Source organism: Acidimicrobiales bacterium (assembly GCA_036378675.1).
Taxonomy (GTDB): Bacteria; Actinomycetota; Acidimicrobiia; order Acidimicrobiales; family Palsa-688; genus DASUWA01.
The window spans coordinates 1-25010 of record DASUWA010000008.1 but is presented as its reverse complement, the minus strand read 5'-3'; the positions used below and the strand labels follow the sequence as shown (position 1 = coordinate 25010).

Here is a 25010-nt window from a genome sequence, read left to right as displayed (position 1 = left end):
GGCCGGGCTCGCTGACCAGCCCGCGCGCCCTGGGCGCGGCGATCAGAGGCCAGGCCGCCGCGCTGGCAAACCACAGCACCAAGCGCGGCGTGCTCGGACCGGTCAAGCCCACCGGAGGCCGCCTCGGGCTGCCAGCAGAGTTCCTGATCGCCCCGGACGGGCGGATCACCGCGCTCCACTACGGACGGCACGCCTACGACCAGTGGACCGTCGACGAACTCCTCGACCACGCCCGTCCCGCAGGCCCCGTCCGCGACGCCACATGAGAGGCGGTCATCCCATGCGTTCTGACATCATCCCCGGCGGCGCCTTCCCCGACTACGCGCTGCCCGACCACACCGGCACCGTCCGCACGCTCGGCGAACTGCAGGGCCGCGACCCGATGATCCTGACCCTGGCCCGCGGCCACTACTGCCCCAAAGAACACCACCAGCACTTGGAACTGGCCGCCCACTACCCGAAGATAGCGGCGTCCTACACCCAGATCGTCACCATCGCCACCGACGACCACCACACCCTGCAGAACTTCCGCAACTCGGTCGGCGCCCAGTGGACCTTCCTGTCCGACCCCGGCCGGATCATCCAAAAGGACCTGGACATCGCCGAGTACACCGACCCCGAGCACGACCCGATGATCCCCCACACCCTGGTGCTCAAGCCCGGACTGGTCATCCACAGCATCTACAACGGCTACTGGTTCTGGGGCCGCCCGTCCTTTTACGACCTGTGGCACGACCTGCGCGCGGCCACGGCCGAGATCCGCCCGGACTGGGATCTGGGCACGCCTCGGCTCCGCGAGGCCTGGGCCGCCGGCGACTACTCGTTCTTCCACGGATGGGACCGGCGCTCCGGCGAGCCCCTCCCCGCGGCGTAGATCAGCCCCGGGAAAAGGTTCAAGAACACCGAGATGTCGTCCTGGTCGGGGGCGTATCGGGACGAACCCAGAAGACCTTCGTGGTGAGATGCGGTGGGCACTATTTCCGGTTTTCGATTCCCGTGGCGTCGTGGGTTGGATTCTGGGAAGGGACCCAGTGACCGAGCGGCCGGAGCGGCAGCTAGCGGAAGAACAACTGCGAAATGCCGCGCGGCTGGAAAAGGCTGAGCAAGATGCCCATGCGCACTTTCTTGCCCTCGCACCCTCGCCAGAAGAGACAGACTTTTGCTGTGGTCGGCCGTGGGTGAGGAGCCGAAGGTCCGGTACGCGAAGTCCACTGATGGATACATCGCGTATGAGGTTTTGGGGGAGGGTCCATTCGATCTGCTGCGGGTCATGGCGGGCTCCGGGATCTCGATCGACTCGATCGCCGATGAGCCGCACTGGAGCCGGTTCGACGCCCGTCTGGCGTCGTTCGCACGACTTATCCGTTTCGATCGGCGTGGCGTCGGCCTGTCGGACGGGCCCTCGTTGGCGAGCCCGCTGACGATTGAACAGAACGTCGCCGACGCTATGGCGGTTCTGGATGCGGTCGGATCGGCGAGGGCGGCCATCTTCGGCCACTCGCTGGGTGGGGCGGCGGCGATGATGTTGTGCGCCACGTTCCCCGAGCGGGCGTCGCATCTAGTGCTTTGGCACGGAAAGGCGCGCGCCTGTTGGGCTCCCGACTATGCCTGGGCGCCCCAGCGTTCTGACCAAGAGTCCTGGATGGACGCGTTTTTCGACCCAGGCTCTCCGGACGGCGTCGAGAGGGCGGCGAGCCTCATGGTTGCCGATCCGCGGATCCGGGCTTGGTGGGCGCGTGCTCATCGCCAAGCCGCCGGCCCCGAGGCCACACGGGCCCAGCACCAAAGCATCCTCGACACCGACGTACGCTCCGTGCTATCCACAATCGCCGCTCCAACACTGGTGCTGTGCCGCCCCAACGCCCGGGTGGTCAATCCAGCCGACAGCCGCTACCTGGCCGAGCACATCCCCGGCGCCCGCTACGTCGAGCTTGCCGGGACCGATGAGTTCTACTTCGCGGGAGACGCAGACGCCGTCGTCGATGAGATCGAGGAGTTCCTGACCGGAGCGCGCACCACGAACCCAGTCGCCGATCGGGTGCTCACGACGGTGCTGTTCAGCGACATCGTTGCATCGACCCGAGCCACCGCTGCCCTGGGTGACCGCGCTTGGCGGGATCGTCTCGACGCGCACGACGCGATGGTCCGCCGCCAGCTGGAGCGGTTCGGCGGGCGAGAGATCAAAACTACTGGCGACGGTTTTCTTACCACCTTCGATGGTCCTGCCCGCGCCATCCATTGCGGCTGCGCCATACGAGACGGCGCGCGACGTCTCGGCCTTGAGGTTCGAGTCGGCGTCCATACCGGCGAAGTCGAGCGTCGCGGCGAGGACATTGGAGGCATCACGGTGCACTTAGGCCAGCGAGTATGTGCGTCCGCACAAGCCAACGAAGTTCTCGTATCCTCGACTGTCAAGGACCTCAGCGCCGGCTCCGGCATCGAGTTCGAAGACCGCGGTGAACACGAACTAAAAGGCTTGCCGGGATCTTGGCGCCTACTCGCCGTGGTGAGTTGACACCAAAAGCAAAAGGCGTGATCACACCGGGCTCAACCTGCCAGAACATCAGCGCCTTCCGCTACTCGTTGCTTCAAGCATCGTACAAGTAGTCGGCGTTCGGCGCTTGAGAGGTGTGCTTCACCGACTGAGGCGGTCGGGCCACCACGATTCGATGATTTCCTGAACCGGCACGATGTCATGAACGTCGGCGGCGGATTCCCCCGCGTACATGGCCATCGCCTGGATGTGGCCTCTCGCGGCCGACCCTGGCGGAAGACCATGGCCCTTGGCCAACGTGATGGTTTGCCCACCGAGCACGGTCTCGCCGACCGTGTCGCCTGGTAACTGGCTTAGCGCGTGGATGCATGATCGCAGGACCCGCGCCCGGGGCAGCACCGCGCACAGCGGGCACACGGAGAACGCGTCAGTGATCTCGGTCGAGTCCACTGTTGCCTTGACGATGGCCTGCTTGTAGTCCGGGTGCGCTCCTGACTCAACGGTCGCAACAAAGCGGGTGCCTATCCTTGCCCCCGCTGCCCCAGCCTCCATCACGGCGCGAAAAGTGGCGGCGCTACCGATTCCCCCGGCGGCCAGGACTGGAACCTCGACCCTGGCCAGTATCGACTCCAATAGGGGCCGCAGTGAGGTCTGGCCCCACACGTGACCGCCCGCCTCAGTCCCCTGAGCCACCACGATGTCGCACCCTGCCTCGACTGCCGCCAAGGCCTCCTCTAAAGAGCCCACCTGCCAGCACGCCAAAGCACCGCCTTGGTGAGCGACCTCCACAAGGGCCGAGTCGGGCTGGGACCAGAAGAAGTCGATAACCCGGACCCGAGAGGCAGCCGCCGCTAGCGCGTCCCGGTCGATCTGTTCGGTAAGGAAGTTAACGGCTAGCGCCCCGCTGGTTCGGGCGACCATGTTCGCCACCATCCCGTCCAGAACTTCGGCCGGTGCGCCCAGAGCCGTAATGCTCCCGACACCACCGGCATCGGCGACAGCGACGGCCAGCTCGGGGGTAGACACCGAACCCATCGGCGCCTGCTGAATCGGCACCCGGCATCCCACCAGCGACGTGTACGAGGTAGCGAAGGTCATTACGCAAGGCTATTCGCTGACCGGTCATCGAGGCTGGAAGGCGAACCTCCGTCGGTGGTCGAGCACCGATCGCAAGGATGGGGAACTCGAACGCCGAACGTCAGCGCATCAAGTCATGAGCATGCTGGTCTTGACCCGCGACACGATACTCGGCATTCGGCGCTTCCTGAACGAGACCGGTTACTCGGTCAGCGCGAAGGTGAGTCGCCCTTCCGGCTTCTCAGTCGAGCCCTTGACACGGTGGATAACGGATCCGAAGCCAGCATCCCGATACAGCGCCTCCACATCGCTTTCTGTCGCGTACAGGACGTGACCCAAGCGTGGGAACTGTGTTTGGGCCATCGTCGGCATATTCCCCTTTAGCTGATAGCCAAGAGCGACCAGACCACCGTTCCGCACTGCCTGTCTCAGTCGTCGGAGTTCCTTTACAGGTTCATGCCAAAAGTACAGAACATGATTAGCGAAGATGATGTCAACTGGCCCCAAAGATTCGAGCGAGCCTGGGTCGCCATGAATGAGATTGAGCCGACCTCTGTTGATCGCCGAGGCGTTCCGCTTGCGCGCCTGGGACAGCATCTCGCGCGACGGATCGATGCCCCAGACCTGTGCATTCGGGAACAAGCGCAAAGTTTCCTGCAGCCCTACCCCTGGACCTGAACCAAGCTCGACGATCCGCGAGGCCTCAGTCGGGTAAGCCGTTTCGATTTCGCCAACGACCCACACGCTGAACGAGGCGTTGCTCTTCGCCATAATCCGACCGACTAGCCGTCCGAGCGGGCCGCGAGGCCGTCCGAACTGACTCGCGATCATGCTCATCCCGACACCTCCGCTCCTTGCGGTGACCCCACAGCCAAGACGATAATCCGCTCGGTCGATATCGCTGCGGGAAATGCATAACACGAGCGCAGAATCGTGCTCAGCGGCGCCCCGGTGGCGAAAGGGAGCGTCGATATCAAGTACAGAACGTCAAACGATGTGGATCGCCATGTCAGCTCCAGCCGCAGTGGCAACTTTGCGAATGTGGCCCGGGTTCGAGGTGACCACGGCATGGTTTCGGCGAACGGCTCCCTCGACAACCGAGACATCAACGACGTCGTCGTGATCAGCCCGAGCCGCCAAGGCCCCCAACGCACGGGCCTGGTCCTTAGTTAGATCCTCGACATCGCAGCCCTTCAATAGGCGCGACAGATTCGCTTGCGGGCCGCCGCGCCAACCCTCAGCGAGCACTCCCGCGGGCACCGTTGGAGGGAGACCTCGCCGGAGAGCAGCCCGGTGAAGCGACCACACGATCCGGTCATCCCGCTCCGCGGCGACCAAAGCTCCCGTGTCGTAGGTCAGGCCGGTGCTCATGCACTCCGTGCCCGCTTGCGGGTAGCGCCCGATATGAGTCGGTCAAGGAGGATCTCGCCGGCCGCCAGCTCATCTGGGGTGAGAGCGCCAGCGGCTCTCTCCCACTCGGCGACTCCACGAAGGCCTTCCCGTACTAGAAGTTGACGATATGCCGCTTCCGACAGCCAAGCGCTAAAGGAGACACCATCCTCGGCGGCGGCCTCCTCGGCGGCGGCGGCGACTTCAGAGTCAATCGACACGGATCGCTTCACTACAGCCATAGACTCACGGTAGCACCGCTGGTACTACTCACAAGGCAGAACGGCGGCGCAACAAGCCCTCAAGGTCTAAGACACGAAACGTGTTGTCCTCGAGTTCCGACAGAAACCCACTGCCGACCAGATCGCCCAGCGCTTGCTCAAACCAGTATGCGCTCGCGACTTCTTCGCTCGAATCTGGCCGCCCTGGAGGATCGGGCAACGCTGCAGACTCAGCTACTAGATCCCAAGAAGAAGCGAGGTCGTCCGGTGACAGTGTCAGCGCCGCGCCCGGATGGTTAACCTTCCGTTCGGCGAGCATTTCAAGCACCGAAGACAGCAGAGCTTTGGGAAACTCGTCTAAGCGCTCGAAGTTGACCACGTGCCAGTCTCGCATAAGCATCGGGGCGAGGCTGCTCCGCCCGTGATCAGTACCAGGCAACCTATGGCCCGGACTGTGGAGCGGGCCCGGATACGCGCCAGAGCACGGTTGGAGTGCGTTATGTCACAACGCTTGCGGCAAGCCCAGTGACGGGTGGAGACTCCCGGGTTAGATCAGCACTACTCCTCGAGCTTGGGGGTGCCGATGTCCGATCGGTTCGACGTAGTTGTTGTAGGGGCCCGTTGCGCCGGCTCGCCGCTGGCGATCCAGTTGGCCCGGGCAGGATTGCGGGTGGCGGTGGTCGACCGCGCGAGGTTCCCTAGCGACACGCCGTCAACGCACTTCTTCCAGACGGAGGGGATAGCTTCTCTCGACCGGCTAGGGGTCCTTGACCGGGTTGCCGCTACCGGCGCCCCGTACGTCTTGCAGGCGGACATGCGGGTGGAAGACATTCACAAGCTCGTGCCGTGGCCCACCCGAAGCGGCGATCCCGGTGGAGCTCTGGCTGTGCGCCGCCCGGTCCTTGACACCATCTTGGTGGAGGCGGCGCAAGAGGCCGGAGCCGAGGTGCGATGTGGCGCCCGGGTGACCAATCTCGTGCGAGAGGCCGGCAGGGTGAAGGGGGTTCGGGTCGGCAGCGACGGGCAGGAGTCCGAACTGCATGCCGATTTGGTGGTCGGGGCGGACGGTCGCGGGTCCACTGTCGGCTCTCTGGTCGGCGCGCGTTTTTACAACGTCACCCACGGGGAGCGTTTCTTCTACTGGGCCTACTTCGAAGGCACCCGGCCCGAACCCAAAAACACCACCTGGTTCCATCGGTGGGAAGACGACCTGATGATCGGGTTCCCCTGCGACGACGGAACGTTCCTGGTCGGTATCGGCCCACCGTCGGATCGTCTCGCCGAGTTCAGCGCCGACGTAGAGAAGAGCTTCGAGAGCTATCTCGGTCGTTGCGAACCGCTGGAGGCGATTGTTGGCGCGCCGGGCGTCAAACGGATCGGACGTTTTCATCGAATGACCAACGTCGACGGCTACCTCCGCGAATCGGCGGGTCCCGGATGGGCTCTGGTTGGAGACGCCGGCCATTTCAAGGATCCCACCCCGGCTCAGGGCATCAGCGACGCGCTCCGTCAAGTGGACCGGCTGGCCCCAGCGATCATCGATGGCCTCGCCGGACAGCAACCGTTAGACGCCGCACTGCATGACTGGTGGCGGTGGCGCGACGATGACGCCGCAGAGCATCATTGGTTCGCCACCGATCTAGGCGCGGCCGGCCGAGTTCCGGTGTCGTTCGTGGAGGCGCTGCGCAAAGTCACGACCAACCCGGAGGAGACCCGAAAGTTCCTCGACCTGTTCAACCATCGGACCAAGCCATCGGAGTTTCTTACGCCAAAGGTCATCGGCACGGCAACCCTTCGGCTGCTCAAGCGCGGGCAACCCACCCGAAGCGAGGTCCTGCGCGAGTTCTGGCGCCTGCTCAGCGACAATCAGCGGCGAGTCAAACTCAACAAGCGGCCAGCGTACGCTGGACCCTCCGGCCTCATCGACAGCTACCCGGAGGCGGACCTGGCCCCCGAACCGGGTTGATCCTGCCCACTGTCAGATCTGACGGCGGGACCTGAGGATGCAGAACTCGTTGCCCTCCGGATCGGCGAGGACAACCCATGACTCTTCTCCCTGACCTATGTCTGCCCGGGTCGCGCCAAGTGCGAGCATCCGCTCAACCTCTGCGTCCCTATCGTCGGGGCGGAAATCGAGGTGCAGTCGATTCTTGACTGTCTTGGGCTCAGGGACCGCGACGAAGAGCAACCCCGGGAGTCGGTCTGCTGCTGGTCGGATCTCAAACTCGCCCGGATCCTCATTCACAGCCACCCATCCGAGTGCCTGCTGCCACCAGCGTCCGAGAGCAGCCGGATCTCGTGCGTCAATAATCGTCTGTTCCCACTCCAAGCCCATATGCCTCAACCTAGGCGCCGCGCCATACCAACTCGCCGGCCTGCGCCGAGCTTCCTTCGCAGCGACGCGTCATTTGCACCTGGCGTCGGCACCGAAGAGTCGTTGGAGCTCCAGCGATTGGAGGTGCTTCTTGTCGAACAGGTCGCGAGCGTGGATGGCGGACTTCCACGACAGCCGTGAGTAACTCGTTGCTCGGCGCCGTGACGGCTGCGACCGGCACTTTGGGTGGCGCCGGAGCCATCGGCGGTCTGGGACTTCTGGTCCCGATGGAAGCGGGTATTCCCATTCCGATTCCCTTCGACTTGGTCGCGTTGGCGATTGGGACTCGAGTCAGCGCGGGTGACATCCCTCTTTGGGCAGCGGTCGTCGGATTCGAAGGCGTGGCCCTAATAGGAACTGCCTTGCTGTATTTGGTGGCCCGCGGGCCGGGTCATGCGTTCGTAGAGCGGGTTGGGCCGCACGTCGGACTGAGCTCAGCCCGGTTGGACCGAGCCAAACGGCTACTCGAACGGCGTGGACGGGTGGCGCTTGCTGTCGGCAGAGGCACTCCTGGGCTGCGCACCTTGACCGTGGTCGCGGCGGGGGGATCGGGGATGTCGTTTGCCCGGGCGTTTCCGGCTCTGGTTCTCGGTAGCAGTGTCTTTTTGCAGCTCCACCTGTTCCTGGGCTATTTCCTCGGGTCCTCAGCCCGGCACGTCCTTCGATCGGCGACCGGGCCGGCGATCGCTGCTCTCGCTGCCATCCTGGCCGCGGCGGTGTTGTTCTGGTTCGTTCGCCGCGGCCGCCGCCATGGAAGCGGCGGGTTGCTCGAAGCTGCATGCCCGGCCTGCTTGGCCCTGGCCTATGTCAGCGAACGTCAACCAGACCTACCCGCCCTGGACAAGACCAGGAGCGAAACCGCCGACAACTGAACACTGCGACGCCCACGAAATTCAGCAACGCCGGCGCTGAGGCATCATTTCCCCATGGGCGATCCTGGCAGTTCTTCGCGGAACGCCGAACTTGATCCCGTTCAAGCTGAGCAGAACATCGACGCTTTCATCAACCAGGCCGACGAACTGGACGGACCGACGGTGCAGGCGATCGCCGGTGAGGTGGCTGACATTGGTACCTTCATGCCGCCTCCACGATGATGAGTGGGCGGATAGGAACTTCGGACCTCTAGCCTCCGGCATTTCGTTCTACGCGTCAAACCGCGGTGCATCGCTTCAAGTAACCGCGCGGGCGGGCCGATCGTCCAACGGTGGACCGTCCGACGACTGACCCAGAACGGGTGAAACGCGGACGTCGTCCGCGTCGATCGGTCTTACTCGGGTTGGCGGTCGGCGGCGTGGTGGCCTTGACCGCAACCGTCCTGGTCGGCCACGGCGAGCACTCGGCGGTGGTCTCGACGGCTGCTGGGCGGCACCCGGCCGATCTCACCACGCTCGGTTCGGCAACCACGACGACGGCGCCCCAATCGACGACGACAGTCAATCCGGTGACGACGACGACGGTCGCAGTCGTGACAACCCAGCCACCAGTGACCTCACCACCGAGCACGACTCGTTCTTCGACGACCATGGTGAGCGTGAAGACGAACCCCACGGTCGTGACGGCGGCCAGCGTGCGGATCACCCCCTCCAGGGCTATGTTTCCTTCGACGCCTCCTCCGTACTGGCCGATGCCTATCGTGAACGTCACCATCACCAACAGTGGCGGAGTCACCGTCCGCTCAGTGGTCGTCCATCCAGTCGGCGTCTACAGCGTCCCCTCGAGCAATTGTTCGACCCTGAATCCAGGGCAAAGTTGCGTTGCTGAGGTGCAGTTCTGCCCCAGTTCTCCCGGCCACTATGTGAACACGTTGATGGTTACAGGCCAAAACGCGTCGACCGGATCGCCACTGAACGACAGCATCACGCTGGACGGAACCGCTACGTAAGACCTGTTTGTATCGGTCAGCCGGCTCCCACGGTTATCTGGGTCTGCTGGATGGCGTTGTTTCCGTAGCCCTGGACGTTCCACTGCTGGCTCGCGGGTTGGGTTCGCCCCGCTAGATCGGTCGCCCTCGCTCGAATAGATACAGCGCGGGGCTGATCGAACTGCGCTGCCAACTGCCACCACTGCCAGCGGCCTCGTCGGCGCTCTCCTACCAGGGTGGCCGGTTGCCAGGGGCCATCGTCCATGCTGACCTCGACGCGTGCGATCGGAGCGGCTCCCGACCAGGCCACGCCCCGGATCACCGCTTCTCCGGGAGCGAGTTTCTGGTCAGGCCTAGGTTCGATTATCAGGGACCGTACCTGCTGAAGCGTTACCGGCTGTCGATCGACCTTTCCGTCTGTGACTGTCTCGTACTGGTACTTTTCGGCCTGGTAGTAGCCGTCAAACTGGCAGCCGATCACCCGGATACTCGTAAGCCATTTCACTGAGGCGACCGCGTACCACCCCGGCACGATTAGCCGGAGCGGGTAACCGTGGTGGACAGGGAGAGCCTCGCCGTTCATCGCGTAGGCCAGGATGGCGCCGGTGTCATGCAGCTGACCGATTGGGAGGCTGCGTTCGAAATGAATCGGAGCGCGGCCCTCTTCGACGCTCCCGCTGTCGGCCCCTTGGAAGATAACTTCTGTCGCGTCCGGTTTGAGGCCGGCCCGGTCGAGCACCTCGGTGAGAGCCACTCCGGTCCATTCGGCCGTGCTGACGGCTCCGAGTCCCCATGGTTCACCAGGGGTGGGCGGTTCGAATCCGGATCGGCCATTCCCGGCGCATTCGAGGGTGACGACGGCGCTGGTCGACGGCATGGCTTGCAACTGGGCGAGGCTGATGGACAGAGGCCTTTCGATTAGGCCGCTTATCTCTAGTCGCCAGCTCGACACGTCGAGGTCAGGAATCTGGAAGTGGTTGCGGACATAGAAGCGAGCGTTTGGCATCACCACACCACCAATCAGAGCGTGAAGCGATGTCTCTGCGTTCAGTGGATGGGCACGGTGGACGACCAACCCGGCGTCGAGCGCGTCCTGACACGCCTCCTCGGGGTCCAGCGCAGTTACCAGCGGATCGAGTGTCGGTGTCGCAGCGGCGCAGCCACCGTTGGCCACCACCCTCGCGCAGCTGGCAGCCCGCTCCACTTCGAGGGTGCCGGCTTGGGCCAGTGGACTCAGGAAGCCGAGCAGGTCCTCTTCGCTGCTTGACTCAGCGATCATGAGGAGCGTGTGGGTACCTTGGACAACCGCTTCGCCATGAATGCGCACGCCGTGCCGAGCCGCGTTGGTTCGGCCGAGGAGGTTCAACAGGCTCGCTCCGAAAGTGAAGTCGGTGGCGGGACACGACTCGGGGCGATGTTGGTGGCGTACGACGAAGATGCTCACGGCGCCCTCCTTCCAGCCAATCCTGCCAGCGGGGGAACGCCTGCGGAGGATGAACTACCCAAACAACCTAGGTTGGCCTCAGACGAACTCTTATGCGTTGCCCAGGTAGGGAGCATCCCCAAATGCCCAGACAGTCCCGGCGGCGTTGATCAAGTAGTAACCGTTGCCGTCGAGCGAGCCGGCCATTGTGGTCACTTGCGGGTTCCGGACGCCTTGGCCGGGCAGTGACCCGTAGTAGGCAGCGTCCCCGAAGTCAAAGACGCCGCCGTCGCTGGCGACGAGCCGGTAGCCCTGGCCGTCGGGTTGGGGGGTCACGCCCACCACAGGCTGGTTGAGATGCTGACTGCCGGTCGATCCGTAGTAGGGGGCGTTGAACGTGAAGATCCCTCCGTCGGAAGCAACCAGCCAATAGCCGCCCGTCCCGTTGTCGGCGCTCATCCCGACGACCGGCTTGTTGAGGCGGGTTCCACCCATTGAGCCGTAGAAGGGCGCGTTGCCGAAGGTGAAGATTCCACCGTCCGCCGCGGTGAGCCAGTACCCGCCACCAATCGGTGTGACTGCCATTCCCACGACCGGTGCGTTTAGACGCATGGCCCCGGTGGAGCCATAGAAGTGGGCGTCCCCGAAGGTGAAGATTCCACCGTCGGCGCCCAGGAGGTAGTAGCCGCTTCGGGAGACAGTCGCGGCAATGCCGATCATCGGGGCGTTGAGCGCGTGGGCGGACATGTCCCCAAGCCACTGCGCTGCTCCGATGGAGGTCACTCCGCCGCTGCGCGTCACAACCCAGTAACCGGGGCACGTCTGGCCGTTGATTCTCGCGGTCATCGCGGCGACTGCCCACGGCTCACCTGCGGCCAGATGGTTAACCCCCGAGGGGCAGGACAAGGACGGCGAAGAGGGAGGACCGGGCGGAACGCTTGTGGCGCCCGGGTATACGACGAAGGTCGTCACCGAAAGCGCAGGGAGAGAGTAGGAGAAGGCGTCACCCGAGAAGGTGAAGGATCCAAGATGAACGGGCGGATTCTGGAACGGGACGGTGGGGTTCTTCTGCCAGACGTCGACCGTGCCTGATGACACGTTTCCGAGAGAGAAGACCCCGGTCTGCGTCACCGAAGGATCCTTGTTCACCACCACGATGTTCTTGGGGTTGTCACTTGCAAAGACATCGACATTCGGAAGAGAGGTTGTGGCGGTGGCCAGCCTGGTGCCGAATCCCGGGAAGAGACCCTCCCCTGTGAACATCCCGTAGCCGTGGTAGGGGGCGTGCGGGTCGTCAAGGTTTTCGAAGACTTGCTGCCCTGTGTCCTGGTCGGTCTGGTATCCCGAGGCCCACTCCAAAGCGTTGCCCTTTGTCCCGTAGAACATCGAAGAGCCGCCATTCGCAATGATGTTCCCCAGGACGTCCGCGCTCCACACGGCGTTGAGATTGGTGTTGGCCTGCAGACTTCCTCCCCAGTCGAGGGCCCACTCGCCGACCTCGACCGATATCTGGGAGGCTCGACTTGGAACCATTTGCTGGATCATCGCCCGCAGGTTGGCCACGTCGGCACCCGTGCCGTGCGCCCATTGGAACAAAGATGACGGCGTGCTGGACGAACAAGTGCTGCAGCCCTGCTGGGGGTAGCCGTGAAAGTCCACGAAGTCGACGCGCGACCCGGACAGCTGGAGGAAGGTCTGGAGGAACGAGGAGTCGTACCAGGCCGTGGTCCCGCCGCCCACTTTGATGCCCGCATCTACCGCCTTCATGGCGTCGTTGTCGGAGTTGAAGTAACCGCTGTATGTGGACACCGTGTAGTTGTTGAGGTCCGGCTCGTTCCCGATGATCCAGTACTTCACGTAGTTGGGCAGGGTGGTGTCGGCGACTCCGGTGCTCGGGTTGACGTTGAAGTGTCTGACTAAGTTCGCTGCGTCCGACGAGGAGATGCTGGTCGGCACCTGGACGACTGGTTGGGCCCCGATTCCCTTGATGCTGCCGATCCACTGATCACCGGTCGGGCCCGTGTCGCAGCCACTTCCGCCGCAAATTATCTTGCTTGTCGGGTTGCCGGGAGTTGAGTAGGTCAGCGCGATCCGCACGTATCGGAGCCCGAGAGCCTTGAAGCGCTGCTGCTCGAGTGGGTCGGTGGCAAGGACGTTGGACGAGGGGTACCCGGTCTCGTCCATCGCCATGGCGTACGGGTTCAAAGGCGTCTGGTTCGTGTAGTCGACGGTTATGTTGGTCGGCTCGGCCGAGGCAGGCGAAGCCTCGTACTGGTACACGAGCGAAGAGAGCATCGCCAGCGTTGCCCCCCCGCAGACGAAAGCAAGGCACTTTCTCAGGGCCATATGGGCTTTTATCGACCGGCCGGCCTCTCAGTTTGAGGGGTCGTTCCAAACCGCGTATCAATCGACCCTCAACGAGAAAGCCGCCTGCGGAAATCGCCGTCCTCGAGCTCAGTTCCACGGCAGTGCGGCTCGCTTGTTCCAATACGTGGCCGAGTCCTCGTGGAGGGCGTAGAGCCGATCGATCAGCTGGGCGTCCAAGTCCAACTGCAGGGCGCCCAGATTGCTCTGAAGTTCCTTTACTGAGGCGGCTCCGCTGAGAACGACATCGGCCCATGGCTGCTTCAGGGCGACCGCAAGCGCCACCGCATCGGGGCTGCTGCCGACTGCGCGGGCTAGCTCCGCGAGTTCGGGTTGATCACCGCGATCGGTAAGTCGACCGTTCGCCAAGGCCTCCTTCACTATTACCCCCAAACCCGCTGAGTGGGCGGTGGCGAGGGCGGCGCCCGCAGATTGCTCCAGGAGATTCCACGTAGCCTGGACGACATCAAATCTCGCGAGAGTAACCGCTTGCTCGATCGTGTCGGCCTGGTTCGGGCCTGTGACCGTCAGGCCGATCGACATCCCTAGATCTCGTAACCGGCCCAGCTCGTCCAACACACCCCTATCGTTCAATACCCCACTCTCGAGTGTCGCCGAATGGATTTGATAGAGCCGGAGACTCGTCCCGAGCAGCTGCTTACTCTCGCTCCACTGTCGTTGCAGAGCTGGCAACGAGAGATCCTTGACCTCATTGACCTTCGCGTCGGTGCGCCAGCCGGCGGTGTAGGTGTAGCCCCATTTCGAGCCGACGGTTATATCTCTGGGGCCCAGGCCTCTTCGTTGGATCCAAGACGCCAAGAAGGCCTCGGCCTGCCCGTACGACCGGGCGGCATCGAAGTAACGGACACCTCCGGCGAACGCTGCGTCGAGGACTTCGACGGCGAGTTCCTCCAAGCCTGTAACGGTCGCGTGGCCAGCGAGATCGGAGGCATGGCCGAGGTTGATATATCCGGGCCGCCCGAGGGCTGCGAGACCAAGCCCGATGCGACTCGCCATGAGCCCGGAGCGACCAAGGGTGACCAGCACTCGAGGCAAAGCTAGACGACTTTCCTCAATCCTCACCCGGTTGGACCCGATAACTCACGGTAGGCGGCTCAAGGGACCCGCGGAGGGACCGCTTATGAATCGCAAAATGATCCGGCACGGGGCCGTCTCTATCCTGGCAGCTCTGGCAATGCCCGGTTGCGCTTCCGGCTCGGCTCGAGGGGCCAACGGAGCAGAGACGGTGATGGTTTCGGCAGCTACCAAGTCCGAGGCGGCGTCCACGTTCCACCTCAGCGCGACCGAGAAGCTCAGCTCCTTGAGCGGCACCCCATTTCTTGCTGCGAACAGTGCAAAGTTGTCGGGTGACGTGGACCTCTCGGCGGACAGCGCCCGCTTGGCAGGCACACTGTTCGGCGCGTTGCCGACGCAAGGGGGCACTGCCCCTCAGGAGATCTCCTTCGAAGTCATCCGAATCGGCGGCGACTCATGGGAGTCGACCACCGGCCTGGGCGGCCTGCTGCAGCTGGGTGGCTCGGTGCCGCCCGGGCACTGGATCAAAGAGGACTCGTCGTCATCGGTGTCTCAGATACCCGATCCAGGAAAGCTGTTTGACGCGTTGAAATCCAGGGCAACGAACGTCCACTTCGTCGGAACCTCTACGGTCGGCGGTGTGGCGACCGACGAGTATCAGTTGCTGGGATCATCCAGCCTCATCGACGCTTTGGGCGGCGGGGGGTCCTCAGATCAATCCGAGACGACAGGTCCGGTCTCGATACAGGTTTGGGTGGACAGGTCGGACTTGGTCCGCCGACTGAGCACAGCGCTCAAGGAAAACATGGGACCGCCGGGCCAGGTCGAGTCCGTGGCACTTACTGTCGATTTCACCAACTACGGGCAGCCCGTGCACATCCAGCCCCCACCGGCGGACCTCGTCTTGCCCAGCTCCTAACGCGAGCCCCACTCAAGCCGGCGTCATCGACCTCCGCCGACCAAGGGAACGAAAGTCCCGCCCTGACAAAAGTCCCAAGTTAATTGTCGAATCCGGCCAGTCTGCGGTGTCGTATTGGGTGAGCGATCCAAAGGAGGCCGGGTGGAGTATCTGTTCGTCATCTGGGAGGGCGGCGCCGGCGCGAGCAAGGCGAAGCGCGACGAGGTCATGGCCGAGATGGGGAAGTACGCGTCCGACCTGGTAGGTAAGGGAAAGCTCAAGGGCGGGGCACCTCTCCAGCCGACGGCTCAAAGCGTCACCGTTCGGAAGCGGCGCGGGAAGGTGAGCACCGTCGACGGACCGTACATCGAGACCAAGGAGGTGATCGGCGGCTACTTCGTCGTCGAAGCCGGGTCTCTTGAAGAAGCCGTCGAAATCGCCAAGGACTGCCCGGCGGCCGGCTACGGAGCGATAGAGGTCCGAGAGCAAATGGAGATGGGCTCGGGAATGGACGCGGGCTAAGGCGTGGAGTTCGTGCTGCTGCTCGGTGGAGACGATGGTTCGGCCGCGTCGGCCTCGGAGCTCGGCCGGCGGACCGGGCTGCTGGCAGCGTGGGTCTCCGACCTGCGCGGCTCGGGCATCGTGCTCGAAGGCGGCAGCATCGACGGCCAGGCGTTGCGGATCAGAACGGTCGACGGCCGCATGAGCGTCCTTGACGTGCCACCCGGCTCTGATCATGTCAGCTCATGGCTGCTGATCGACGCGCCCGACATCGAAGCTGCGGTGGCGATCGCCCGCTCGTGCCCCGAAACGACCCACGGTGAGGTCCGGGTACTGCCGGTCGACCCAAAGGCGCACATCCCGTGAGCGAATCCGGAACCAGGACCGATGCAGGAGCTGCCCTCTCGGCGTGTTTCCGAGACGAGTGGCCCAAGCTGGTCGCCGCGGCGGCCCGCATCACCGGCGACCTCTCGGTAGCCGAGGAAGTCGTCCAGGACGCGATGGCAAGCGCCTTGTCACGGTGGCCGTTCTCTGGAGTCCCTGACCGTCCAGGCGCGTGGCTGCTGACGGCAACGCGAAACCGAGCGATCAACCATGTCCGGGACGAGGCCAGAAGGGCAACACAGATTCAAGCGATCTCCCTCCTCTCGGAACAGGACGAAGAGCCGGCGCCCGGTCTCGGCATCATCGACGATCGGCTCCGGTTGATGTTCACCTGCTGCCACCCGGTGCTGAGCCCGGAAGCCCAGGCCGCGCTCACCCTGCGAATGGTGTGCGGCCTCTCAGTACGGGAGATCGCACGGGCATTTCTCCAGCCCGAAGCAACGATTGCCCAGCGCATCACCCGGGCCAAGCGAACCCTCAACGAATCGGACGTCGGCTTCGAGACACCACCCGAAGATGAATGGCCGCAACGCCTGCCTGCCGTGTTGAGTGTCGTGTACCTCGTGTTCAACGAGGGCTACGCGCCTGCGGATGGCCCCTCCGCTCAAAGGGACGAACTATGCGACGAAGCACTCCGGCTAGGCCGTCTTGTCACGAGTCTCCTTCCCAAAGAGGCAGAGGTGCACGGCCTTCTCGCGCTGATGGAGCTACACGCGTCGCGGCGCGCGACGAGGGTCGACGACGACGGCGACCTAGTCCTGTTGCCCGATCAGGATCGTTCGCTTTGGGATCGACCACAGATCGCTGCAGGCGTTGCGGCGCTCGAGACTGCGCGCGGGCTCGGTGAACCTGGGCCGCTCACCCTTCAAGCCGAGATCGCCGCACGCCACGCGCTCGCAGCCACCTGGGAGGAAACCGATTGGCCCGCGATCGTCGGGTCGTACGACAGGCTTTTCGCGGTAACGGTGTCTCCTGTTGTCGCGCTCAACCGCGCGGTAGCGGTCGCAATGCGCGACGGACCCGAGGCCGGGCTCGCAGAAATGGAGCCTCTGTTCGAGGATCCGACCCTCGACGACTACCACCTCCTGTGGGCCGCGCGGGCGGACTTGTGCCGGCGCTGCGGCAGGTTTTCCCAGGCGGAGCGCGACTACGAGAAGGCCATTGACCTGGCGACCAATCCATCCGACCGCCGCTTCCTCGCCGGCCGGCTCGAACAATGCCGGTCGGACCGGGCTTCGTGACAGCCTGAACTTTTTTCTTGATCCCCTTGGAAGAACACAGACCACCTAACAGAAAGGACAACTGACATGGCCAAGTACCTGCTCGCCTACAAGGGAGGCTCGATGGCTGAGACGCCCGAAGAGCAGCAGAAGCAGATGGAAGCGTGGATGAACTGGTTCGGTTCGCTCGGCGAGGCAGTCGTCGACGGCGGCGCCCCGTTCGGACCCGCCTCGACGCTCGCATCGAACGGTTCGGTCAAAGACGGCGGCGCTTCGGCGCTCAGCGGTTACTCGATCATCAATGCCACCACACTCGCCGACGCGAACGACAAGGCGAAAGGCTGTCCGGTGCTCGCCGGCGGCGGATCGGTCGAGGTTTACGAAGCGTTGCCGATGGGCTGAACCCTCACTCGGATCAACGACGCGTCGATAGCGGAGCGTGCAGGCCGTCCTCGATCAGGTCGAGCGCCTCATCGATCAGATCGTGGAGGCTGCGGCCGCACGACGAACGCACCCACTGAGTCAGCGCGGCACGGAAGGCGGCGACGATCATCGCCGCCGCCGTGCGCGGCAGCAGGTCACTTGCATCCGATCCGATTTGTCTCGCGACGGCGTTGGCGATCGCCTGCTCCCACTGGGTCAGGAACTCGAGATTCCGCGCCGCCAGGTTGATCGGCGTGTCCCGGATCACCTTGGAACGCGCAAGCACCGCGTCTGAGCGGTCTATGTACCACTTCGCCATCTCGTGCATGCCGTCCCGGATGGCCAGCATCGCCTCGTCCGAGTCGCTGCCCTCGAGGGTCTCGGTGAGCCGGGTGTTCAGCTCGGGATAGTCGGCAAGGAGAGCGTCCTCCTTAGTTTCGAAGTAACGGAAGAACGTCCGCCTCGAGACCCCGGCCGCCCTGACGATCTCATCGACGGTCACCCCCTCGAATCCCCGGTCGTGGAACAGCCGGAGGGCGGTGTCCGCTATATCTGCGCGGGCCCGCGCCTTGTTGCGTTCACGGAGGGTCATGGTCTCGGATTCCCCCATGCGTCCATCGTACCGCTAGGGGGTGTATCGGATGTCACACCGGCACTGGGTTGATCTTCGGCTACCAACTGCTATACTGACACTCAGTGCCAACGACATTGGGAGTTGTGCGATGATCGAGATCCAGTCTGCGTTCGTGTCACAGGTCGAGCCGATCGAGTTCGGGGACCTGGCCGACGCGGTGGGCGCCCTGTCGGGCCAGGAGATCACCTCCGGGCGGGCCCGCCTCCAGATCAACGAGCGGTCCGGGAACGGACTCGCCGGAGCCGTTTACTACCGCGGAAGCCTGCGGACCGGCTCGCCGCTGATCCCCACGGTCAAGGTGGAGATCGTCGTCTCGCCCTGGTCGTCGACCAAGAGCGAGATCGGGATCCGCCCGCTCACCCACCTCGGGCGGTTCGACTCGATGCGCTCCAACCGGTTCTACAGCGCAGCCCGCGCGGTCGTGCAGGCCTTGTTCGACCAGATCTTCACCGATCTCTTGTTCGAGGATTCCGCCTCGCTGGTGCTGGCCGCCTAACGGCCATTCCGAGAACACAACTTGTCGCCCTTCCCCCCGGGGCGCAACGAGAGGGCCGCCCTTCCCCCAGGAGCGGCCCTCTTTCCTTTTCTCTAAATACTTCTTCTCGAGTTACTTCCCCTCTTGCTCTTGACCCTCCGATAGCCCGCGTTGAGCGTGCCTGACCCAGCCAGCGCGAGGAGGAGTGCGGCGGTCAAGACCAGCGGGGTCGAGGGATGGCGGTCCGCCGAGGAAAGCCTCGCGTTCAGCCTCGCCGACGAGAGGTTGCCCGGACGCGGGGATGCTTGTTGCGCGGCGACCGTGCCCGTGCTCCCGGAGCCGGGTGCGCTCGCGGCGCGACCGTTGACGAACGTTTGCAAAGGCGTGGCGTGCACGAACGAGCGCGGTTGACCACCGAAGTCATAGGTCCAGGCGCCCCGGCCGTATGCCCCGAGGGTCAGGTACCTGCCGGTCGGGTCGAGCTGCATGCTCCGGTAGGTCACCTGAGGAAGACCGGTACCGAAACGCTTCCACTGGATGCTTGCAGGAGGTGCAGTTGTCGGAGCGGTGAACACGCCGACGTCTGTCGCCACGAACAACTGTCCCTTTCGGAGCGCGATCCGATGAGAATCCGCTTGGGGCAGGTTGCCGGTCAGGTCGGTGAAGTTGTCGCCGCCATCGTGGCTGACCATCACCTTCTGGCCCCCGGTCACCTTGGGATCGGCACCCATGACGATCATCTGGCGCAGGCTCACGTAGATGGTGTTGGGGTCAAGCGGATCGACGGCGATACCGCTCACCTGCTCATGAGGAAGGCCCTTGCTGGCCGCCATGTGCCAGCACGCCGTGGCCAACTCCGCCGCCTTGCACTGCGGCTTGACGTTGGTTGCGATCCTCGGTGTGACGATGGAGGCGTTTTCGACCGAGCCGGTTGCCAACGACGGGCGGCACGGAGAGCAGAACGCCACGTAGCTGACGGGACCGTTGGTGTACACGGTCGAGGAGTCCCACGATCCGTGCGGCGCGGCCGGCGGCGTGAACACCGTCTGCCACGACGAATTCAGCAGCTCCGTGTCGGTCGGGTCGTATGTGTTGGTCTGCGGCCCCTGCGTCGTCTCGTCGACGTTGCCGGCTGCAGCAAGCAGGTGATTGGAATCGTTCGAGTCGACGGTCCAGGGGGAGAGGAACGTGGCTCCCGTCGCGTTGTTCGTCGGGGTGACCGTGATCGTGTGTGCCATGTCGTCGGTGGTGGCCAGGATGGTCTGCCCATCGATGCCGCAGTAGTAGGACTGCGCGTTGGCCCCGGGGAAGACGTACACGCCGTCCCCACCGCACACTTGATAGGCGGTTCCGTTGGGACGAACGTGCGCGACGCCGTTGTCCTGCAAGGCAAGGAGCAACGATCCGTCCTGCAGCCGGGTCACGTCCCAGGGCAGCACCGTCGCGGGTAGCCCGAGTGAGCGCCAAGAGACGTTGTCGAATCCCTGGTACCCGACGCCGGTCGCGTCCGTCACCATGTGGGCGTCCTGTGCCCACCAACCTCCGTCGTTGCCGCTGTAGAGGCGCAGCCCCGTCGGGGTGAACGTGATCGCGGCGCTGTGCTGATCGGGATGGGTGGAGCCGCCGCCGTACTCGGGAATCACCGACGGGCACGCGATCCCGTTGTTGTTCGGTATGGTGTTGAAGTAGGTCAGGAATCCGCACGCGTTGGCGTACTTCTCCATCGCGGTCCAGGTCATCGACGGCACCGGCAGCATCCCGGTCACGTCGTGGAACTCTCCGGTGAAAGCCTCCTCGAGCCCGATGTACACGCGGTTGGGATCCTCCGGGTCGGCCAGAACCCAGTTGTTATAGAACGATTGAACGCCCGCTCCGTACGAGATCGCGTTGCCAGCAGCCGAAGTCGTTCCGCCCGTCGCAGCCGCCAGCGTTTGCGAGGTGGCCTCGAGTTGCCACGTGCTCCCATCGTCCGCCGAGCGGTACAGGCCGTTGAGTGAGGAGTTCCCGTCGAGGCAAACAGGCACAGCGGGCGTGTCGACGCACGTGTGGTTCCCGGACGCCTTGCCCGCGTCCGACACGAGCGCCCAGATGAGGCCCTTGGATCCCGGCACCGTCGAGTAGTCGAGCGTGGTCCGGCCGAACGGATCGGAGCTGGCTCCCGGCCAGGTGAACTGCGACGTGCTCGGCAGGTAGGAGAAGCTCGCGCCGCCGTTCGTCGACCGGTAGAGCCCGTTGCCCGGAGCGATCACGTCGCCACCCGGGTAGACCTTCTTGCCGAACGCGAAGCCGACCGCGGCGGTGACCTCCTGGCCATCCGTCGGGTTGACGACGATCGAGGTCACCCAGCTGCCGAGCGGATGCGCGGCGGGACCGGTGTGGTTGGCGTTGTCCGGCAGAGGTACCTGGTGGAAGCTGAGTCCGTTGTCGGTGGAACGCCACAGCCCGTAGGTCGTGCCCACCAGGACGTCACCCGAGGGAGTAACGGCGATGGAATTGACCCCGTACCCGTGGGTGTTGGCCGACGGCCTGGCCCATGTGCCGCCGCCGTCGTGGCTGACGTACACGCCCGTCCCGGCTGCATCGTCGCTCAAGGTGAAAATGGAAACCCCGGTGCCGGCGTACACCGTCTTCGAGTCGTTCGGGTCAACTGCGATCGCCCCGATCGAGTCCCGCGCCATCTGGCCGTCAGCAATGTTGCGAACGGTGTGGCCGCCGTCGGTCGTCTTGTACAGGCCGCCGATGGTGCCGAGGTAGACCGTGTTGCCCGTCGGGTCGGTGGGATCGACGGCTATGGCAGTCCCGATCCCGTCGACCGGCCCGAACAACTCGTTCCCGCTGCCGATGTTCGGAATGTCGACAACTCCCCCGAACGGTCCTGCGTTGCGCCACGCGTGCCCCGTCGCCTGCAGGCTCGCAGCTTGCTGGGTCAGGTTAAGGAAGGTCTGATCGGTGTTTCCCTCATAGAGCGTCGAGAGGCCCGAGCCCAATGACGATTTGGCCTCCGCGTCAGCCTGCTGATCCCAGTAGGTCCCCGACGGGAGACCCCGGTACTGGCCGTGCCGGGCCCCCAACAGGGACGCCGCCATTCCGGTGGTGAGCCCCACGACCACAACGAACACAACTGCGCGCCACGCCAAACGCCTGCCCATGGACATGTAATTCACCGCCGAGGCCCGAACCTCCTACTTGTTCTGTTCGTCCTATTTATGAAATATCCAGCCCGGTTGGGAAATTTCGAACGGCTGGCCACCCGTATTGGTTTCAGAGCAGCATGGGCGGCATGCCGGAAGCGACGGAACCTGCTCCCAACTCGGGCGCCATAGTCCTTCCGTCGCCCTGCGTCGTCATCCTGGTCGGCCCCGGCGCCTCCGGGAAGTCCACATGGGCGCTGGCCAATTTTCCGCCCGAGTTGGTGGTGTCGAGCGACCGGCTGAGGGCAATGGTCGGATCGGGCGAGGACGACATCGAAGCCAGCGAAGACGCCTTCGACCTGCTCGAGCAGATCGTCCAGCGGCGGCTGGGGCGTCGGCTATCCACCGTGATCGACACCCTGGGACTAAACAGCGAGCGACGTCAGAGGTGGCTGGGCCTGGCGAAGGAGGCTCAGATCCCGTGCGTGGCCGTAACCTTCGACGTCCCGGAGCGCCAGCTTCGAGAGCAGAACCGGAACCGGCCACAGCCTCTGCCGGCCACAGCGATCACGTCCCAGCTGCGGGCTTGGAGGACGGTCAAGGGTTTGATCCCTGACGAGGGCTTCGATCTCGTCATGGACGCTGCGCCGGCGAGGATCGTCGCCGACCAGTTCCGCGAGTCGGTCGCGCACGCGGCGCGACAGTCCGTCGACCCGTTGTCTCTGCGATTCGGACTTCACGTTGGTCAGTTCACCTTCGCCGGCGGGGCGGCATCCACTCGCGGTGCATTGAGGTCACTCGCGTCCGTCGCCGAAGAAGCGGGTTTCGGCGCCATATATGTAATGGACCACTTCCGCCAGATCCCCCAGCTCGGCAGGGCGTGGGAGGACTTCCTCGAGAGCTACTCCACCTTGAACTATCTCGCCGCGGTCACCGAACGCGTCCGGCTGGGAGCGTTGGTCACCGGAATCACCTACCGAAACGTCGCCCATCTCGGGAAGATCGTCGCGACGCTCGACGTGCTGAGCGGAGGCAGGGCCGTCTGCGGGTTGGGCCTCGCCTGGTATCGGGATGAGCATGCGGCTTACGGGTGGGACTTCCCGCCAACACCGGAGCGGTACGAGATCCTGGAAGACGCGCTGCAGCTTTTGCCGGTTCTGTGGGGAGCGGGTAGCCCTTCTTTCGACGGTCGGCGGCTTCACGTCAAGGAAGCGCTCTGCTATCCCAGGCCTTTGCAGGAGCACGTTCCGATCGTGGTCGGCGGAGGCGGCGAACGCCGGACACTCCGGCTGGCCGCGCGGTATGCCGACATGGCCAACGTCATGGGAAGTCTCGAAACAGTTCGGCGAAAACGCCGGGTTCTCGACGCGCACTGCGCGGCGGTGGATCGCGATCCGGCCTCGGTGGAGTTGACCCACCTCTCGACAGCATTAGTCGGGAAGGACGACGACCACCTCGCGCAATTGGTTGACGGGGTACGCGGCCGAGGCGTCGCCAGGCATAGAGCTACCGCGGATCTGAATGCAGGAACCGTCGACGATCACATCGGTCGCTTCCGTGCTCTTGCCGACGCCGGAGTGAAGGAGTCGGTCGTGCGCCTGCCCGATCCGCTCGACGACTCCGTGATGGAGCAGATGTCAAAGGTGATCGCCGCCTTCCGCTGACGATCACTTCAACGATTGGGATCGCGTTCGTACATCGGGCCAGGTCAAGGTTCGTCAACCCATTCGGCGTGGACGACCGTGCGAGTCCCTCGATACCACGGCCACAACGCTTGAGAAAGCTTCGTCGGGTGACAAAGCCCTCCCTAGGGGGCTGCGTGAGTGGGGGGTCAAGACATCCTGACCGCCCCTCTGCCGACATGGAGTGCGCTGCCTCCCGGTCGTCGGCTCCCGTCCTTCCGCGGCTTTGGCGGCTTCGGGTTGGGTTCGAACGCAGTAGTCAGGGCGTGCGCAGCTACGAGATAGCGAACCGCGGCGGGACCTTCGGATTCGTAGGCTGCGAGGGATTGTGTCCGACGACCGTCGGTATCTCCGGGAGCGATATGCGTACGGGTTCGGCGTCGACGGTTGCTTGACATTGAAGCACCCGATCCGTCGTTCCGGGCGGGTTCGGCCGGGCAATAAGGCCGCGGGGGCTGCGTCCAGATTGGGAAATCGGGCGCGCCGGTCGACAGGAGCGAAATACGGTGGCCGTGTGTCCGCGACCCCAATCAGGTCATGTTTCGTCTGCAAGAAACATGCGCTAGGTGGCGACGTCGAAGGTGGTGTCATCTGGTCAGACGACTTGGTGTACGCAGGCCACTGTCATCTTCTTGGCCGAAGTGACATCGCCCTCGGCTGGCTGGTCGTGGAGCCAAAGCGTCATGTGCCCGGCCTCGGCGATCTCAACGCAGACGAAGCGGCAGCGGTAGGAGTCCTGGTCAGCCGCCTCGCCAGGGCGCTGGTAGAGGTGGAAGGGGCCGAACACGTGTACAGCTTCGTTTTCGGCGACGGTCTCGCCGCAGGGCACCTGCATGTTCACCTCATGCCTCGCTATCCGGGCACTCCACGGGAGTTCTGGCAGCAGCGAGTCGTTGGGTGGCCAGACGGGCCAAGAGGCAACGCGGAAGCAACCGAGTCCCTGTCCCGCCGCCTTGCGGGCTACCTGGCTCGATTCACCGACGCCTCGGAGCACACGCTGAGCAACTGATCCGGGCGGAACCCACCACGACAGCGAGGTCGGGACACACGCGCGCCCGACTCGGCCGTCACGGGCAAACTCAGCCCGAGCAATCCGTAGGCTGGAGACGTGGACCGATCCCTTGCGTTGTCGTCGCCGCGCACTGCCGGTCGGCTCGGACCGACACATTCGGCTCGCCTTGAGCTGACTCCAGTCAGCTTCAGTCACCGGGACTCCTTGGCGGCGGTGTTCGCCAAGGAAGAGGTCTGGCGATTCCCGTTCGGACGAGGTCTCACTGGCAAAGAGACCGCCGCGTTCGTCGAATCGCAGGTGGAGCATTGGGACACCCTCGGGTTTGGGTTATGGGTCGCGACGGTCCATGGCCGTGATGCGCCCATCGGGGTCGTCGGGCTGTCCGTCCCAGAGTTCCTGCCCGAGGTGTTAC

Annotated in this window: 27 protein-coding genes; 15 read left to right on the top strand and 12 right to left on the bottom strand. The window is 64.3% G+C overall.

All coding sequences use genetic code 11. From position 1 onward, the window contains the following. From VFZ97_03140 to VFZ97_03130, 3 genes are all read left to right on the top strand, one after another. Positions 1 to 266 (top strand): hypothetical protein (locus VFZ97_03140; GenBank protein ID HEX6392408.1); only part of this gene is annotated, 266 nt, incomplete at its 5' end. A gap of 14 nt (positions 267 to 280) precedes the next feature. Then, positions 281 to 874: a redoxin domain-containing protein gene (locus VFZ97_03135; GenBank protein HEX6392407.1), complete on the top strand. Its 594-nt coding sequence runs from the start codon at positions 281 to 283 to the stop codon at positions 872 to 874. Positions 875 to 1174: 300 nt separating this feature from the next. Next, positions 1175 to 2515, top strand: a complete 1341-nt coding sequence (locus VFZ97_03130; protein HEX6392406.1) for an adenylate/guanylate cyclase domain-containing protein — start codon at positions 1175 to 1177, stop codon at positions 2513 to 2515. Positions 2516 to 2635: 120 nt separating this feature from the next. On the opposite strand, the gene VFZ97_03125 is transcribed toward VFZ97_03130, so the two are convergent. From VFZ97_03125 to VFZ97_03105, 5 genes are all read right to left on the bottom strand, one after another. After that, positions 2636 to 3592: a nitronate monooxygenase gene (locus VFZ97_03125; protein ID HEX6392405.1), complete on the bottom strand. Its 957-nt coding sequence runs from the start codon at positions 3590 to 3592 to the stop codon at positions 2636 to 2638. Between the two features lie 180 nt (positions 3593 to 3772). After that, on the bottom strand, positions 3773 to 4408 hold the full coding sequence (locus VFZ97_03120) for a class I SAM-dependent methyltransferase (protein HEX6392404.1): 636 nt from the start codon (positions 4406 to 4408) through the stop codon (positions 3773 to 3775). Positions 4409 to 4558: 150 nt separating this feature from the next. Next, positions 4559 to 4942 carry a hypothetical protein gene (locus VFZ97_03115; protein HEX6392403.1) on the bottom strand — a complete coding sequence of 128 codons (384 nt, stop codon included), beginning with the start codon at positions 4940 to 4942 and terminating at the stop codon, positions 4559 to 4561. Continuing rightward, positions 4939 to 5202 carry a hypothetical protein gene (locus VFZ97_03110; GenBank protein ID HEX6392402.1) on the bottom strand — a complete coding sequence of 88 codons (264 nt, stop codon included), beginning with the start codon at positions 5200 to 5202 and terminating at the stop codon, positions 4939 to 4941. The genes VFZ97_03115 and VFZ97_03110 overlap by 4 nt, the downstream gene beginning before the upstream one ends. A 28-nt stretch (positions 5203 to 5230) precedes the next feature. After that, positions 5231 to 5560 (bottom strand): hypothetical protein, encoded by a 330-nt coding sequence (locus VFZ97_03105; GenBank protein HEX6392401.1) that lies wholly within the window; start codon positions 5558 to 5560, stop codon positions 5231 to 5233. A 204-nt stretch (positions 5561 to 5764) separates the two neighbouring features. On the opposite strand from VFZ97_03105, the gene VFZ97_03100 reads away from it, so the two are divergent. Next, entirely contained in the window at positions 5765 to 7147 is a 1383-nt protein-coding gene (locus tag VFZ97_03100; protein ID HEX6392400.1) for an NAD(P)/FAD-dependent oxidoreductase, read from the top strand. Between the two features lie 12 nt (positions 7148 to 7159). Here the strand turns inward: VFZ97_03100 and VFZ97_03095 are convergent, their stop codons facing one another. Next, positions 7160 to 7516 (bottom strand): VOC family protein, encoded by a 357-nt coding sequence (locus VFZ97_03095; GenBank protein HEX6392399.1) that lies wholly within the window; start codon positions 7514 to 7516, stop codon positions 7160 to 7162. A gap of 176 nt (positions 7517 to 7692) precedes the next feature. Between VFZ97_03095 and VFZ97_03090 the strand changes: the two genes are divergently transcribed. Further along, on the top strand, positions 7693 to 8427 hold the full coding sequence (locus VFZ97_03090; protein HEX6392398.1) for a VTT domain-containing protein: 735 nt from the start codon (positions 7693 to 7695) through the stop codon (positions 8425 to 8427). A 54-nt stretch (positions 8428 to 8481) separates the two neighbouring features. After that, positions 8482 to 8649: a hypothetical protein gene (locus VFZ97_03085; protein ID HEX6392397.1), complete on the top strand. Its 168-nt coding sequence runs from the start codon at positions 8482 to 8484 to the stop codon at positions 8647 to 8649. Between the two features lie 55 nt (positions 8650 to 8704). On the opposite strand, the gene VFZ97_03080 is transcribed toward VFZ97_03085, so the two are convergent. The 4 genes from VFZ97_03080 to VFZ97_03065 form a co-directional block, all read right to left on the bottom strand. Continuing rightward, positions 8705 to 9223 carry a hypothetical protein gene (locus VFZ97_03080; GenBank protein ID HEX6392396.1) on the bottom strand — a complete coding sequence of 173 codons (519 nt, stop codon included), beginning with the start codon at positions 9221 to 9223 and terminating at the stop codon, positions 8705 to 8707. 230 nt (positions 9224 to 9453) lie between these two features. Then, the gene (locus VFZ97_03075; protein ID HEX6392395.1) at positions 9454 to 10860 is read right to left on the bottom strand and encodes a sulfite oxidase; all 1407 of its coding nucleotides are present in this window, start codon (positions 10858 to 10860) and stop codon (positions 9454 to 9456) included. A gap of 90 nt (positions 10861 to 10950) precedes the next feature. Continuing rightward, positions 10951 to 13185 carry a hypothetical protein gene (locus tag VFZ97_03070; protein ID HEX6392394.1) on the bottom strand — a complete coding sequence of 745 codons (2235 nt, stop codon included), beginning with the start codon at positions 13183 to 13185 and terminating at the stop codon, positions 10951 to 10953. 108 nt (positions 13186 to 13293) lie between these two features. After that, positions 13294 to 14250: an aldo/keto reductase gene (locus tag VFZ97_03065; protein ID HEX6392393.1), complete on the bottom strand. Its 957-nt coding sequence runs from the start codon at positions 14248 to 14250 to the stop codon at positions 13294 to 13296. Between the two features lie 202 nt (positions 14251 to 14452). Here VFZ97_03065 and VFZ97_03060 point away from each other — a divergent pair, with 202 nt between their 5' ends. The 5 genes from VFZ97_03060 (at position 14453) to VFZ97_03040 (ending at position 17643) form a co-directional block, all read left to right on the top strand. Continuing rightward, positions 14453 to 15157, top strand: coding sequence for a hypothetical protein (locus tag VFZ97_03060; GenBank protein ID HEX6392392.1), 705 nt, complete (start codon positions 14453 to 14455; stop codon positions 15155 to 15157). A gap of 141 nt (positions 15158 to 15298) precedes the next feature. Next, positions 15299 to 15658 carry a YciI family protein gene (locus VFZ97_03055; protein ID HEX6392391.1) on the top strand — a complete coding sequence of 120 codons (360 nt, stop codon included), beginning with the start codon at positions 15299 to 15301 and terminating at the stop codon, positions 15656 to 15658. 12 nt (positions 15659 to 15670) lie between these two features. Then, entirely contained in the window at positions 15671 to 16003 is a 333-nt protein-coding gene (locus VFZ97_03050) for a hypothetical protein (protein ID HEX6392390.1), read from the top strand. Then, positions 16000 to 17262, top strand: a complete 1263-nt coding sequence (locus tag VFZ97_03045) for an RNA polymerase sigma factor (protein HEX6392389.1) — start codon at positions 16000 to 16002, stop codon at positions 17260 to 17262. The genes VFZ97_03050 and VFZ97_03045 overlap by 4 nt, the downstream gene beginning before the upstream one ends. Before the next feature lie 66 nt (positions 17263 to 17328). Beyond that, on the top strand, positions 17329 to 17643 hold the full coding sequence (locus VFZ97_03040) for a hypothetical protein (protein ID HEX6392388.1): 315 nt from the start codon (positions 17329 to 17331) through the stop codon (positions 17641 to 17643). Between the two features lie 13 nt (positions 17644 to 17656). Here the strand turns inward: VFZ97_03040 and VFZ97_03035 are convergent, their stop codons facing one another. Then, on the bottom strand, positions 17657 to 18274 hold the full coding sequence (locus tag VFZ97_03035) for a TetR family transcriptional regulator (protein HEX6392387.1): 618 nt from the start codon (positions 18272 to 18274) through the stop codon (positions 17657 to 17659). 112 nt (positions 18275 to 18386) lie between these two features. On the opposite strand from VFZ97_03035, the gene VFZ97_03030 reads away from it, so the two are divergent. Continuing rightward, the gene (locus VFZ97_03030; GenBank protein ID HEX6392386.1) at positions 18387 to 18794 is read left to right on the top strand and encodes a hypothetical protein; all 408 of its coding nucleotides are present in this window, start codon (positions 18387 to 18389) and stop codon (positions 18792 to 18794) included. A gap of 92 nt (positions 18795 to 18886) precedes the next feature. Here VFZ97_03030 and VFZ97_03025 read toward each other — a convergent pair whose 3' ends face one another. After that, a complete protein-coding gene (locus tag VFZ97_03025; protein HEX6392385.1) occupies positions 18887 to 21937 on the bottom strand; it encodes a hypothetical protein in 3051 nt (1016 codons plus the stop codon). A gap of 116 nt (positions 21938 to 22053) precedes the next feature. On the opposite strand from VFZ97_03025, the gene VFZ97_03020 reads away from it, so the two are divergent. From VFZ97_03020 to VFZ97_03010, 3 genes are all read left to right on the top strand, one after another. Continuing rightward, on the top strand, positions 22054 to 23568 hold the full coding sequence (locus tag VFZ97_03020; GenBank protein HEX6392384.1) for a TIGR03560 family F420-dependent LLM class oxidoreductase: 1515 nt from the start codon (positions 22054 to 22056) through the stop codon (positions 23566 to 23568). Between the two features lie 532 nt (positions 23569 to 24100). Next, positions 24101 to 24595, top strand: a complete 495-nt coding sequence (locus VFZ97_03015; protein ID HEX6392383.1) for an HIT family protein — start codon at positions 24101 to 24103, stop codon at positions 24593 to 24595. 99 nt (positions 24596 to 24694) lie between these two features. Then, positions 24695 to 25010: GNAT family N-acetyltransferase (locus VFZ97_03010; GenBank protein ID HEX6392382.1), on the top strand; the 316-nt coding region annotated here is incomplete at its 3' end.